The organism is Dyadobacter sp. OTU695 (genome assembly GCF_038440355.1).
Classification (GTDB): domain Bacteria; phylum Bacteroidota; class Bacteroidia; order Cytophagales; family Spirosomataceae; genus Dyadobacter.
Window position 1 is genome coordinate 442057 of the sequence record NZ_JASATN010000002.1, and the last position, 14728, is coordinate 456784.

The window sequence follows — 14728 nt, forward strand, 5'->3', positions numbered from 1 at the left end:
ATTACCTCGGGTTAGATGATCGTAACGTTTGACAGATCGACAACGCCAAGGCCTTTGAGGGCCAGGTGGGTGAGCTTGTCCATCTTCGCCCCGTCGAAACGGATGGTTTTCAGGGCCAGGTGAGCTTTGTTTGTCAGAGAGAAAGGCACTGTGAAGGACACATTTTTAAGTGTCGCGCCCTGAAAGGATACATCGTTCAGCGCAGACTTGTCAAATCTGACACCGTCGAAGGTTTGACCGGCAAAGTTAATTCCGCGCAGGTCGCAGTAACTGAAATCAACCCCGGTAAATGTACAGTTCTCAAAAATGGCCTTTCTAAGGTCCGTTTTGATCAGCTTCACGTCCACCAGGTTCGCGTCGGCGAACTTTGCGGCCTGGCCCGACATGTTCAGGACGGTGCGAACAAGGACGCATTTGCCAAAACTTGCACCCGTAAGGTCGGTGGCCGAAAAGTTGCATTCTGTCAGATCCGCGCCGTCAAAGTTCGCTTCGCGAGCGTCCGTTGCGTCAAAGGAGCTGCCGGTCAGATCGGCGTTGGAGAAATCGGCCCCGCGCAGGGAGCTGGCTTTGAATTTTCCCTTATGCAAAACAACGCCCGCAAAATCGCTGCCTTGCAGATCGGCCGCCGTGAGGTTGATCACAACCTGACGGTCGCCGGAACCGGCAGCATGCTCTATTACATGATCGGACGGCCTTGCCGACACGGCAGTACCGGCTATTTCCGCCGCTGCCAGTGGTGCGTTTTCAGAAAAGTAATTGAGGTCTACACCCAAAATCTCTGCCAGCCGGTCAAATGTGGTAATGTCGGGCATCGATTCGCCGCGTTCCCATTTTCCGACCGCCTGTGGGCTGATGAATATCTGCTGGGCGAGTTGCGCCTGCGACATACTTTTGTCTTTACGTGCTTTGGCGATCTTCTCGCCGATTACCTTACTGTCCATATGTGTTTTGTTTTTTGTTTTTTCGACATCGCAAAACTATATGGGAGATGCCGGGAGGCCTGCAAAAAAACGGCTACTATTGGTTGTGTGTACGCTACTTATGGTTGTTATTGTCTTACAAAGTGTTGTTTCCGCCGAAAAACATGTCTGCTCGAAGGCTCAAATAGGAAAATACGGTTCCTGGCCACTTCATTCCATGGCGGATTGACCACCAGTCTTAAGAGCTTTCTCAGTAGCTCACTGCTGAAGTGTAAAATGCGGTGATCAATCTGGACGAAACGGCTTGATCAAACAAAATTGAAATTGGGTTGTTAATTTCATCGTAACTTCTAGTGTCGGTATAAGGTGTTCCATGCTTGCGATGGCGGGAAATTAGTGACGTTGCGGAGAGAGTTTGTTCAAAAGCCGGATTCAAGGAGGCAGCATTAGTGAATTTGTTATTTGAAAGTTACAAAATTCGGCAATTTTGTAACTTTCAAATAACACTTTGGCGATCTTGTCGGTAAATGGGCGTCTGACAGCGTGTATTATTATGAGTTTTGAGCCTCTTTGAGCTGCAAATGATGCTAATTTGGGCGGTAGAGAATGAGACGGAAAATAAGCTGAGTTGGTTACCGGAGGCGGCGCCTGTAACTGGCGGAGGTTATTGCATTCCAATGAGGAAGATATGTAGATGTAAGACATGGAGAGTAAAATTGAGATTTACCGAAGCCCGGATGGCGAAGTTTTTATCGATGTCGTGTTTGAGCAGGACACCGTTTGGTTGACTAATTCGCAGCTGGTGACTCTGTTCGGTTCAAGCAAGGCCAACATAAGTGAGCAAATAAACATATTTTTCAATCGGATGAAGGCGGAACTGTTCGGAATTTCCGAACAGTTCAACAGGACGGAGCCCGGTTCGTAGAGCGCAACCGGATTCACTATAATCTTGATGTCATCATTGCGGTGGGATATAGAGTGAACACGAAGCTGGGGACTCAATTCCGGCAATGGGCAACCCAGCGGCTAACGGACTTTCTTGTAAAAGGTTATGCCATCAATGAAGCTAGAGCTGCGGCATGCTTCCTGCTCTTTTTAGAAAGGAATAATTTATTGATGTCTGACAATAGAGAACTAGTAATAAGCAACGAGGCGCTTGCCAGCCTTACTCTTTTTGCAGCAGCCAGCAAGCCGGAAGAGATGGATACCGTGAAACTCTCATCATAAGTATACTCAACAGAAACCAGTAGTTTTTGTATCTTACTTGGATCCTTTCTTTTGTAATTGATTGGTAATCAGATTTGTGTATATTTTGTATCGGCAAATAAGCACATAGAGCACCGATAAGTAACGATATGCAAACGCCTGAAAATTAGATATTTGATCGAAATTTTCAGGCGTTTGCTCTTCTCTTGATGATTTACTAATTTTTGTCCCTCATTTGGCCCTAAGACGGATCTGGAAAGGCTGCATAACAAGGAAACGATCGAGCTGGCCGAAACCTTCGTTCCAGAAGGCATTGGACGTGCAAAATCAGCGGTTTGGTTTCCTGTCAAGCCGGATGATGAATGGTGACTTTGTCAGCTTCTTTGCTGGAAAATTCGGTGAAAGCTATCCGAATTCACTACTTACAGGCCCTAGACATTAAGAATGAGCCCCAAAAGTGATTTGTATCGTATTTGCTAAAATTTGCACCTCCCTATTTACTAGTTTTGATACTATTGTATTTGCTAATTTTGCTACATTAGTGTTTGCTAAGATTGCCACGGCTGCGTTTGCTAGCTGGACCGCGGATAATCGCGGCACCTTTTTATAACATTTGCAAGTATGGCAACACCTCAGGAAAGATTTGCCCAAGCGCTCAATATTCTGAAAAGCCTTCAGGAAAAAGGCATAGTCGGCATATTTACAGATGATATCCCGACGGCTAGGTACAGGCAGTTGTTGATAAAAAATGGCTTTATCCGTGAAGTCACCAAGGGATGGTATATTGCCAGAGACCCGGCGGAAAAGGACGGGGAAACTACTTCATGGTACAGTTCATACTGGGACTTCATTGCTCAATATCTGAACCACAAGTACGGTGAAAACTGGTGTCTGTCTGCTGAGCAGTCATTGCTGCTCCAAGCGGGAAACTGGTCCGTTCCAAAACAATTGCTTGTAAGATCGCCGGAGGGCAACAACAGACCTACGCCGCTACCTCACAACACGTCCTTGTTTAACCTGAGAACGGATATCCCTGCCGCCGGGCAAACAGTGGTAAGCAGGGGGATCCGAACGTATGATATGCAGTCAGCGCTGATATACAGTGCTGCTACTGTGTACAGGAGTAATGCTATCGATGCCAGAACGGTGCTTTCCATGATACGGGACGCCTCTGAATTATTGCCAATACTACTTGATAACGGGCATACAGTTCTGGCCGGCCGGTTGGCGGGAGCGTTCAGAAATATTCAACGTGAGCGGATAGCCGACCAGATCATGGAGACCTTCAGACAGGCCGGTTACGATATCCGTGAGACAGAACCGTTTGACCATCGGTTGGACATTAACCTATCTCCGAAAGAGCGCTCCCCTTATGCAAACCGCATTCGTTTAATGTGGATGCATATGCGCCCGGTAGTGATCGCAAACCTGCCGCAGGAACCGGGCCTTCCCGAGGACATCGGATCGTTTTTAAAAGATATCGACGATATCTATGTAACAGATGCTTACAACTCGCTGTCTATCGAGCGCTACCGTGTTACCCCAGAGTTGATTGGAAAGGTAAGCTCGGGTAAATGGAACGTGTTTGAAAACGAGGAGGATCAAAGACAGAGAGACGCCATGGCCGCCCGGGGGTATTACCAGGCTTTCCAGGCTGTAAAGCAGACGATCGAGCAGATACTGGCGGGGGGCAACGCCGGCGATTTAGTGGATATAGCACATTCAAAATGGTACAGGGAGCTGTTTGATCCCAGTGTGGTCGCTGGCCTTTTGAAAGCATCGGACTTGGCTGGGTACCGTAACCACCAGGTGTATATTGGAAGTTCTAAACATGTACCGTTGAGTGTAGATGCGATGCGGGACGCCATGCCGGTACTTTTCGAGCTGTTGCAAGAGGAGACCCATGCCTCAGTCAGAGCAGTGCTGGGGCATTTCATCTTTGTATTCATTCACCCTTATATGGATGGGAATGGAAGGATGGGTCGACTTTTGATGAATGCCATGCTGGCTTCTGGTGGTTACCCATGGACGGTGATTCCGTTCGAAAAACGGGAAGAATACATGGCCGCATTGGAGAGTGCAAGTGTGCAACAAGACATAGAGCCGTTTGCACAGTTTATCGGATATCTTCTTACAGAAAGACTGGCAGGCAAAATGGTTGCAGGATTACCGGCAGGAAAGGGTGAGCCAGGGCATAACAATTTAAATCTATTCCCGCGAACGGAAGGGTAGGTAAAGACTTAGAACGTGGTCACTGCAAAGATGGTACGATCCCCATTCTTTGTAAGTCCCACGTTCTTATAAATGGAAGGTTAAAATAAAAATCAAGTATTTTCGGGTTGGAGAAGGATACACCAGATCTTTTATGGGGCTGTTTGTTGCCCATTTCGGTAGATGATCGACACAAATATGGGATGGCAATTTTTACATTTATTATTCCCACCCAATCGCGATTTGTACCTATTATTATATAAACGATTGATTTTATAGATTATAATAGATATTGTATTGGTACATTCAAAACACAAAGACGTTTTGACCAGAGCACTCCGAATGCAGTTCACACTTACTCATCCATCTTACCAAAAATTGATCGTAATCCCATGAACAGATTATTTCTCCCGCTGATGTTAGCCATATGCTTTTCAGCATTGGCCCAGAAAGAAAAAACTCATCCGGTCGGGCAAATTAAGACCAACAAAGGCGAGATACTGATCTGGCTCTACAATGAGACGCCTAATCACAAAGCGAGCTTTATGAAACTGGCGAATGAAGGCTACTGGGATACTTTAACTTTTAACCGGGTTATTAAAGACTTTGTAGCACAGGGTGGCTGTCCGGATACGCCCGAGGGATTTTCTGGTTCTCCCTACCTGCTTAAACCGGAATTCAACAGTAAGCTCCGGCATATTTACGGTGCTGTGGGGGCGGGAAGGGATGGTAACAAAGAAATGTTGTCGGCGGGATGCCAGTTTTATATTGTACAAAATAAAGCGGGCCTTGCACGGCTTGATGATAAGTTCACCGTTTTTGGTTATGTTTTTAAAGGAATGGATGTAGTCGACAGCATTGTGAGTGTCAGCAAGGATTCCACAAATAAACCTTATGATCCTATAAAGCTGAACATTAAAATCATCCCCATGTCAGACAATGATTTGAAGAAAAATGGGTTTGACCAGTCAAAAAAATAATATCGGCTATCGGCCGTCGGCAATCAGTACACGACTGCCGATAGCCGAAAGCCGACTGCCCTCATTTATCAAACCACTGCGGAACATCCAAAGCGATTCCAGATGGCGTGTTAGGATTCGAGTTCACTTCCTCACTCCGGTATAGCAGCCTACGCATCAGACCGGCCACAGGTGACCCAACCGGCGGGCTCATCGCAGGAATCTCCTGTCCGGCCACGCCAGACCGTCTGTGCTGGGTCCAACCTTCTATCGGGCGCATGAAGAGGTCGAGATACTGTTGCTGTGCCAGAATGGTTTTATAGTTGGCCGCAGTTAATGCTGGAAGCGCTGCCGCATAACTCTCTGCCTGCGCGGCTGGAACACCAAATGATACCAGAGAGGCACTCACACCAGCCCGCAGTCGTTGGGTAGCCAATGTGAAGCCGCCTTCTGCAAAACCACGTGCATATGCCTCCGCTTCAAACAAAAGCTGTTCGGAATACGAAAATGAAATTTCGGGAAGGTCCGCCTTTAACAGGTTCATGCTTACCAATGCTGATTTGGTCGTATATGATTCCACCGAATTCAATGCAATGTATTCGTCTAGCTTAGCGTCCGGGCCTGGCTGAAAAAAGTAGGGAATCCGCGGGTCATTAAGTGACACAAGGAGATCATAAACCGGTTTGGAACAGTACCAGTCCGACTGTACACCGCCTCTGAAAATCGCAGTAAAAGAGTATCTCGGATTCTGTCGTCCAGGCTCATTGTAATACTTAAATTGCATTGCATCTGCGGTGGAGGCAATGCCTCCACCCTCCGTTACCAGCTTGCCAATCGCAGCAGCCTTGCTGGGGTCCGAATCGACCATCGCAAAGAGGATCCTCAATTTCAGTGAATTACCAAACTTTTTCCATTTAACCATATCACCTCCGTAATACAGATCGTTCGGGGCAGAAATCCCCTTTGTTCCCGTATCCATCATCGCCAATGCCTCATCGATCATAGCCAGGCAACCATTGAGCACGTCTTGCTGCTTATCAAATTTCGGCCAGTTTACTTCTCCGTTTGCAGCCTCGGTAAAGGGGATATCTCCCCACAAAAGGCTTGTTTGGGAATAAACAAATGCAGTTAAAATTTTGCATTGCGCAACAGCATTCTTGGGAATGGGAGTTGTCGACTCGGCAAGTTTAATAGCTACATCCAGGTTTTTGAGCACATCCGTATATGACTTACCCCATGCACTCCGCACCCTGGTCTGATCGTACTGCGCCTGCGCAAGGCCCCAGCGGGCACCGGAGGCCCACATTTGGCTTCCCAAAGCAATTGGCCAGGTCAGTTCGGCCTGGCGCAGCAGCGAAAATTGTGTAGCCGCCCCACTGAACAACAGCGCAGGATCCACGGAAGTCGAACGGTTTGGATCGATGTTGATATCGCTGTCTTTAAAGCAGGATGTCGTCAAAAATAAAAGGAAGAGAAAACAAAATGGCTTTTTCATAGTATATCAGCTTTGTATGTATGAATTCATCACTAAATCAGAAAGCAAACCGAAGGTTGGCCCCAACAGACCTTGTACTTGGAATGCTCCCGCGCTCCAGACCTTCACCGATAAGCCCGGTCCCCAGTACATTGGATTCAGGATCGATATGGGGCACGTGCGATTTTATAATCCATAAATTACGCCCTTCAACCCCCACTGAAATATTGCCAAAAGGTGTTCTGTTCACCAGTGTTTTCGGGAGATTATATGCCAGCCTGACTTCGCGCAGCTTTGTATAGGACGCGTCAAAGGTGTTACTTTCAGGGCTGTTGGTGTTGTCCAGCTGCCCCCAATATTGTTCCATACTGGCAACAGGAACATCGTTGGGGCGAAATGTCCCGTCCGCATTTTTGATCACGCCCGGATCAATAATGGGTTTCCTGTCGTTTACCGCAGTTTCGGCGGACATACCGGCTTCCCGGATGATACTTACTGTCTGCGAATTGATCACCCCTCCTTTACGTATGTCGACCAGAAAATTCAAATCGAATCCCTTGTAGGAAAAGGAATTATTAATCCCCAGCGTCCAGTCCGGATAAATATTGCCTAACGTTTTGCGTGCGCCCGGCGTACGCAGCCCTGTGGTCTCATTGATGATCAGGTTACCGTCGGGATCACGGAGCCAGCCCACACCTTGTATGTTGAAAGTCCGACCGGGTCTGGCCACAACAAAAATTCCGAAGCCGTCTCCTGATGTCAGGATAAGCTCTTCCAGTCCGGGCGCGAGAGATTCGACCTTATTTTTGTTCTTATTAAAATTAAATGCTGCATCCCAGCGAAAACCTGACGCCGACTTGATGGGGGTGGCCGTCAGCATTGCCTCGACGCCGTTGTTTGAGATTTCACCGATATTCAGACGTTTACTGGAATAGCCTGTCGACTGCGGAACCGCAATCGAAATGATCTGATCATAGTTTAAGCTCTTATACCAGGTGAAATCCAAGCCCACACGTCCCCCGAAAAATTTCAGCTCCGCACCGATTTCATAGGAAGTTTGCCGCTGCGGTTTAAGGTTCGTGGGCGGCAGTACATTGGTTGCGCCAAAAGCAGATGCTCCGCCTATCGGGTACAGGATATTGAAGGTGTAAATGTCATTGGCCTGCGTCAGCGGATTATAGGTAAAAGCGAGCTGGTAAGGATCCTCGTCACTTCCAACGTTGGCGTAATTAGCACGGATTTTGGCATAACTAAGAATATCATTTTTTACAATTCCCAGATTGGGAAAAGCTTCCGTCAACACAAAAGATACACTGGCCGAAGGATAGAAATAGGAGTTATTCTGCACCGGCAATGTCGAACTCCAGTCGTTCCGGCCAGTTACGTTCAGAAACAGGTAATTTCTGTAATCAAAACTGACGTCCGCATAGGTACCATAGATTTCTTTTTTACTGGAAAAATTGGATGCTACATTAGACTGTGCATTGGCGAAAGTGTAAAGTTGGTCGATGTTCAACCCCTGGGACAAAATTCGGGAACGACGGACGGTGCGTTGATTGAACTGATGCCCGAGGATTCCTTTAAAAGACCAGCTCTCTGTCAATTTATGCGTTACACTGGCAATCAGGTCCGTCTGGAGTTCGCGCTCAAAAATATCATTGGTCTCAAATTGTCCGTTTAAACGGCCCCTTGTTCCCTTTCGGGTTACATTACGCCGGTTTTCGGTAAAGAAGTCGGTACCGACTCTGCCGGTAAGGTTTAGCCAGGAAGTCGGATCGTAGCTGAGGCTGGTACCTCCAAAAATCCTGTCGACCGAATTGGAGAACTTATTGAAAGTGGTAACCCAGTAAGGATTATTCTGTACACCGTTCAGATCAATAGAACGTGCCAGGTCGCCTGTCCAGCCATCGGGAACTGCCTGATTAGGCGTTGCATAGAGATTGTTTTTCAGCTCATTGATATCCACTGTGGCAGGTACGCCGGTAAGAATGGTCGCCAGGATATTTTCGGTATTTGATCCCTGCGCCGGCCTTCCGTCGCTGGTCGTTCTCACATAGTTTGCCCAGGCGCGCGACGTGATTTTCTTACCAATTTTCGTCCCACCATTCAGTGCAATGGTGTGCCTGCCCAATTCTGAACCCGGGACCGTTCCAACCTGTTTCAGATTGGTGTAGCCTACACGGTAGTCGCCTGTTTCGGTAGCGCCGTCGATCGCAATACTGTTAATCGTGGTGTGGCCGGTCACGAAAAATTTGCCCCAGTTGTCCGAGTATGCATGAGGGGTTGCCAATTCTCCTTTATAATCGACAACCTGTCCTTGAATATCGCTGATTTTTGGCCCCCATCCGTTGCCTACCTGGTTATTGTAAACGCCCAGCACACCTTGCGCATAGATATCCTGCTGTTTGGGCGTGCGCAGCACTTTGTCAGACCTGAACGAAGAATTTACCGATATGTTCGTTTTTTTAGATCCGGGCTTCCCGCGTTTGGTGGTGATTACGATCACGCCGTTGCGGGCCCTTGACCCATATAAAGCCGATGCGGCCGCGCCTTTAAGTACCGTCATACTTTCAACATCGTCCGGATTGATGTCGCCTGCCCGGTTTCCAACGTCCACACCGCCGGTCACCACATCTGTTTCTGAATTGTTAAAAGAAGAATTGGAAATCGGTATCCCGTCCACGACAAACAGTGGTTCACTGGCGCTGGATATGGAATTTGCCCCGCGTATCATTACTTTGGTCGATCCTCCTACCGTGCCCGATTGTTGCGAAATACGAACACCGGCAATCCTACCGGCCATGGAATTAAGCAAATTAGGGTCGCGGGCTTTAATCAGTTCGGTGCCGTTAACGGTGGAAACGGCGTAACCTAATTCCTTCTTTTCCCGGACTATGGCATTGGCCGTAACGACAACTTCGTTCAAATTAATCAGATCTGCTTTTAATTCAACGTTCAACACCCCTGCGTCACCGGCCGACAGCTGTTCATTTTTATAGCCGATAAAAGAAAATACGATAATGCTGCTGCTACCCGGCACGCTGATACTGTATTCCCCGCTGGAATTGGTGGTTGTACCTATATTAGTCCCTTTTACCAGAATATTTACTCCCGGCAGGGGCTCGTTTTCAGGTGATGTGACCTTTCCGGTGACCGCCTTCATTTGTGCCTGGACAGAAATAGGCACAAGTATCCAGAACAAATAAAATAAATGTTTTTTCATGAAAAATAGGAGTTAGAGTGAAACAATAAACTATTCGAGCCGGCGTACCGTGATAATCTTTACCGGATGTTTCAAGAGCTGGATTTTCTCGTTTTCACCAGTCTGCCCAGCCTGTATTTTGCGGACGGTATCCATGCCTTCTATGACCTGCCCAAAAGCTGCAAAACCCTGTCCGTCAGGATTTCGTAAGCCTCCAAAGTCTAGTTCGGGTTGATTATTGATACATATAAAAAACTCCGAACCGGCTGAACCCGGTGTCGTGCGGGCCATAGACAGGGTGCCATCCACATGTTTTAACCCGCTTTTCCTGGTGATTTCATGAACGATAGGGGGTAAACGTTTGGTACTGTCTTTGTCAAGACCGCCCTGTATTACCTCTATTTTTACTTTACTGACCGGCTGGTTGTCCATCCGTACCACGCGATAGAAGACCGCCCCGTCATACCGCTTTTCATCGACGTATTGAAGGAAATTAGAGACCGTGACAGGTGCTTTATCAGGATATAGTTCCAATATAATTCCTCCAGCCTCGGTAAGTATCCTGATTTTTTGGGCTTCCGCACCAGACAGGGAAATCCACAGCACGCACAACAAGGAAATCACAGAATAGTAGAAAATTTTCATGGCTTGAGTAACTGGGGTCAGAAGAAACGAAATGCAGACCCAATATGTAAAATTTAAATCTGATCGACAATCGTGTAACCTCCTGATACGCAATAATATTAAATCGTTAGTATTAATCATTCATGGATTTATATAATCGTAATTAATCAGGCGCGCCATCCCTGATAGCTCATATCCGTTGTATTACTAATGATAATCCAGCATTTAAAGAAACTGTGCGGAAATAGGCGGATTGAGACGGATGTTGACCTGGTCTGTACCCGGATTTGGCGATAAGGACACTTTTATGGGCGGCCCACTAATAAGTATCTGACAGATAACACATATAGTCGGTTTCGTGTCCTGCGAATTATTCATGATGCAAATCTGGGAGGCTGAGAGTTAGGCAGAACATAAGCTGAGGTGTTTACTGGTGGCGGCTGCCGTAACTGACTGAAGTTATTGAATTTCTATTTTGAAGCAACTTTGCTATATCTAATCATTAAAAATCATAGCCTTGTAGACGGCAAACAAGTGAATTGCCGCAGTATGCTTCCTGCTCTTTCTAAAAAGGAACAACTTATTCGTGTCTGACAATGGCCATCCCATTATAAGCAACGAGGCCCTTGCCAGCCTTACTCTTTTTGCGGCAGCCAGCAAGCCAGAAGAGATGGATACCGTGAAAAATCTCATGATAAGTATACTCAACAGAAACCCGTAGTTTTTGTATTTTATTTGGCCTGTACTTGGTTAATTTGCTGATAATGAGCATTTTGTATTGGCAAATAAGTAGATAGAATACCCGTAAATAACAACATACAAACGCCTGAAAATCAGATATCTAATCTAATTTCCAGGCGTTTTCGTTTGCTGTTTTGAAAATATCGGTTAGTGTTTTACCAGTTTGATGACCTTGCTTGAAGTCCCCATCTGTAATCTAAGGATGTGCGGGCCGGATTGTAGCTTCCGACCTATCAGACTACCATCTTTTCCAGTACCACTTTCTATCCTCCGGCCGGTCTGGTCAAAGATCTCATACTGAAAATCCGAAGACGCTTTGATCTGGAAAAGTTGGGAGGATGGGTTAGGATATGCAACTGCGTTTCCGACGGCATCAAATTCCAACGATTTAGGATTTGACAATCGCGAAGTGCTTGCAGTACTTACCTGCTCGAACCGGAATTGCTGGTTGGTCCCATTGTTACAGGCCCATTGCTGAATGAGGGCTCCATTGGCAGTGGATGAGGCTGCCACGTCGAGACATTTGCCGCTGTGGCGGGCCTTGATCTGGAAATAACCGTCTCCGGTATCAATCAACTGAAATTGCTGGTTGGTGCCTGCACCGGCTGTCCACTGCTGCACTTTGGCTCCGTCATCCTGGGAAAATCCACTGATATCCAAGTTCTTACTGCTGTGATTTACCTTCAAAGTGTAGTATCCGCTTCCGTTCGCTGTAACCACCCAATGCTGATTAGAACCGCCGTTTCCAGGCCACTGATCCACCTGCGCCCCATCGGCAGTCGACGCGCCTACTACATCGATTACTTGGTTGCTGTGCCGTGCAATAATCCGGTAAGTTGACCCGGAGGCGACCGAGGCAGCATTTTGTATATCTCCATAAATGATTCCCCGGCCGGCTCCTCCCAGGTATAATCTGCCGTACACGCGCGGATCGCCGGTAATGGTGGTAACTGTGCCATACTGGTGCTGGGCATCGTTTATGCGCGTCCAGGTGGCCCCGCCGTCGTCCGAACGGTAGAAGCCGGAGGTGCCGTTGACGGTACCGACGATAAAGACCGCCGGATAGGTTTTCCCCGGAGCCGCTTTTCCGAATGAAACGGCCGTTGCATTCTGTACGCTGCTGACCTGCGCGAAACTCGTGCCGGAGTTTGTAGAACGGTACAAACCATTCGGATTGGCGAGCCAGATGTCGCCTTCCGAGCCAAAAACGGTCCGAATTCTCGTTAACCATGCCTGATAGTCGGGAACCGCTGGCAGGCCGGTGGCTTGTACCGAAAAGGAAGTTCCTCCGTTGGTACTCACCCAAATCCTGCCATTCACAAAGTCGTATGCATAAAATTTCTGAGAATTCACCCGGTCGGATATGGGCTTTAAGTTGGCTGGCACGCCGCCGCAGGCAGTCCAGGAGGTTCCGCGATTGGTAGAAACATACATAGCGGAAGCACCCTCGGGAGCCCACACCAGTCTGTTGCCGTCGGCGGAAACTGCGATATTGCCACCACCGGTTGTGCCGGCAGGTACACTGGCAAACGATGTCCAGGTACTGCCTCCGTCGGTAGAATAGGAGCCGTAGTTACCGCCGGAATTGTTGTAGGTACGAGCCATAAAACCGGGAAGATTTTGCGCAAAATCGATACTGAGGCTGGTGCCATATTGAGGCGATAAGCGGCCTGCCGACGGCGAAACATCCAGGTTGTCGTGTTTGAAACCGTCAATGTCACCCAGTGCGCTCAAAAGCGGAGCACCGGCAGGAGGACTGATCAACTCCAAGGCGGCAGTCTCTTCCAATCCCTTGTTTTGAAATATCCAGTTGGTCGGACTAGCGCCGAGATTATTCGAATTATAGACCCCGTAACCCGTTACAAACCATGCATTGCCAGCGTTGAACGGATCGATCTCCACATCACCCAACCAGTGAGGATTCATGGACGCGGCATAGGGAGCCAAGGCATGATCCCACGTAGCATTGGTCAACAGGCCGGTCCAGTTGCTACCACCATCTGTCGTGCGAAGAACTTCATCGCGCGGCCACCAGCGGCCTAATGTACTTACGACCACATGATTGGCATTTTGTGCATCTACCGAAATACCCCCATAACCTCCCTGTCCGGCAGGTGGGGATATATTGGTCCACGCATTACTGGCCGGGTTAAGTTTCCATACAGCTCCCGCACCAACGTTATTGGGACCACTGGCATCGGAATACGAGAGATAAATGATTCCATTGGAAGCCCGCGCTGCCTGATGCGGCATCAGATTGGTTGGCTGACCGGATACAGCCGTCCAGGTAGCTCCGCCGTCGGTACTTTTGTATAGATTGGTGCCTGTCTGCATGACGCCCACATAGATCGTTTTCGTTGCTGTACCGGACGAGCTACTACTTTTATCGAAAAGGACAAAGGAAATTCCTCCTGAGCCAACCGGACTGGAACTGACCGGAAAGCTGCTGATCTTGCTCCAGGAAGTTCCGTAGTTCGTGCTTTTCCATAACCCGTCCGTGCTGGAACCCAGGAAAAGGATGCTCCCCAGGTTAGGGTCCACTTGCAGTCGTTCACCGGCTGAGCGCCCGTTTTCGTTCCCCCCCAACTTGATCGATAAGCTATTGCGCGTCCATGTCGCGCCTTTGTCGGTAGAAGAATAAACCGCACCCGCCGCGCCCCATGACTGCGTGTAAAGGCCCGTAGCCATATACACCCGGTTGGGGTTAGAAGGATCGGTCGCCATACTGACTACGCCATAGTCATCGCTGGAAGCAAAGCTATCGGAGAGCGGGATCCATATTTTACTGGCAGCATCCCAGCGATAAGCCCCTCCTATGTCAGTGCGCGCATAGATCAGGTTTTGCTGGGTTGGACTATAAATGATTCCCGTCACAAATCCCCCGCCCAGCATCTGAACGTTTTTCCATTGATACGTTTGAGCCAGCAGTTTGTTTCCATATAGACAGGTGAGCCAGCAACAGGCCAGCAATATCAGCTTTCCAATGGGCCGGGCTTCCCGCTTTCTAACCATACTTTTTTGCCCTTTGCGACCAACGTTCCCGTGCATCGGGAATTTTCTGGATGAGCCTTGATTAAAATTCAGCTGATAGCCGTGTGCTGATTTGATTGCGTAAGTTTCATTCATATTGCATGCATGTGTTTAAGTGATTGTATTACTTCCGGACTTAGTTACAAATGGCCATTTCTGATTTAGTAGGATCCCTGAAACCGGGTTGCATCGTGTCCTCTTTGAGGCTGACCACATATTTTACCTTAAGCAGTTACACAATGCGGTTTGAGAGCAGGTTGCCCTTATCACAATAGTTCCAAGGCAGGCGCGCCACGTGCCTTATATGACTATGACAATCGGAGGGTTTCTTTGCATCAAAAGTAGATTACCGAGCAGCAAT

At 48.1% G+C, this 14728-nt stretch carries 8 protein-coding genes; 3 read left to right on the forward strand and 5 right to left on the reverse strand.

The features are described from left to right. Window positions 1–11: 11 nt before the first annotated feature. A complete protein-coding gene (locus AAHB90_RS07660) occupies window positions 12–941 on the reverse strand; it encodes a pentapeptide repeat-containing protein (protein WP_342084343.1) in 930 nt (309 codons plus the stop codon). A gap of 915 nt (window positions 942–1856) precedes the next feature. Between AAHB90_RS07660 and rhuM the strand changes: the two genes are divergently transcribed. The 3 genes from rhuM (at window position 1857) to AAHB90_RS07675 (ending at window position 5317) form a co-directional block, all read left to right on the forward strand. Further along, window positions 1857–2147, forward strand: coding sequence for a RhuM family protein (rhuM, locus tag AAHB90_RS07665; protein WP_342084406.1), 291 nt, complete (start codon window positions 1857–1859; stop codon window positions 2145–2147). Between the two features lie 600 nt (window positions 2148–2747). Beyond that, window positions 2748–4358, forward strand: coding sequence for a Fic family protein (locus tag AAHB90_RS07670; protein WP_342084344.1), 1611 nt, complete (start codon window positions 2748–2750; stop codon window positions 4356–4358). 395 nt (window positions 4359–4753) lie between these two features. Further along, window positions 4754–5317: a peptidylprolyl isomerase gene (locus tag AAHB90_RS07675; protein ID WP_342084407.1), complete on the forward strand. Its 564-nt coding sequence runs from the start codon at window positions 4754–4756 to the stop codon at window positions 5315–5317. A gap of 61 nt (window positions 5318–5378) precedes the next feature. On the opposite strand, the gene AAHB90_RS07680 is transcribed toward AAHB90_RS07675, so the two are convergent. The 4 genes from AAHB90_RS07680 to AAHB90_RS07695 form a co-directional block, all read right to left on the reverse strand. Continuing rightward, entirely contained in the window at window positions 5379–6791 is a 1413-nt protein-coding gene (locus tag AAHB90_RS07680) for a SusD/RagB family nutrient-binding outer membrane lipoprotein (protein WP_342084345.1), read from the reverse strand. A 37-nt stretch (window positions 6792–6828) separates the two neighbouring features. Beyond that, a complete protein-coding gene (locus tag AAHB90_RS07685; RefSeq protein WP_342084346.1) occupies window positions 6829–9993 on the reverse strand; it encodes a SusC/RagA family TonB-linked outer membrane protein in 3165 nt (1054 codons plus the stop codon). A gap of 30 nt (window positions 9994–10023) precedes the next feature. Continuing rightward, complete coding sequence (locus tag AAHB90_RS07690) at window positions 10024–10617, reverse strand: peptidylprolyl isomerase (protein ID WP_342084347.1); 594 nt, start codon at window positions 10615–10617, stop codon at window positions 10024–10026. Between the two features lie 867 nt (window positions 10618–11484). Continuing rightward, window positions 11485–14463, reverse strand: a complete 2979-nt coding sequence (locus AAHB90_RS07695; protein ID WP_342084348.1) for an RICIN domain-containing protein — start codon at window positions 14461–14463, stop codon at window positions 11485–11487. Window positions 14464–14728: the final 265 nt, after the last annotated feature.

Bases quoted from the DNA above. Each gene is read 5' to 3' on its own strand.
- AAHB90_RS07695 (WP_342084348.1), bottom strand. From the start codon at position 14,463: ATGAATGAAACTTACGCAATCAAATCAGCACACGGCTATCAGCTGAAT.
- AAHB90_RS07680 (WP_342084345.1), bottom strand. From the start codon at position 6,791: ATGAAAAAGCCATTTTGTTTTCTCTTCCTTTTATTTTTGACGACATCC.
- AAHB90_RS07675 (WP_342084407.1), top strand. From the start codon at position 4,754: ATGTTAGCCATATGCTTTTCAGCATTGGCCCAGAAAGAAAAAACTCAT.
- AAHB90_RS07660 (WP_342084343.1), bottom strand. From the start codon at position 941: ATGGACAGTAAGGTAATCGGCGAGAAGATCGCCAAAGCACGTAAAGAC.
- AAHB90_RS07685 (WP_342084346.1), bottom strand. From the start codon at position 9,993: ATGAAAAAACATTTATTTTATTTGTTCTGGATACTTGTGCCTATTTCT.
- AAHB90_RS07670 (WP_342084344.1), top strand. From the start codon at position 2,748: ATGGCAACACCTCAGGAAAGATTTGCCCAAGCGCTCAATATTCTGAAA.
- AAHB90_RS07690 (WP_342084347.1), bottom strand. From the start codon at position 10,617: ATGAAAATTTTCTACTATTCTGTGATTTCCTTGTTGTGCGTGCTGTGG.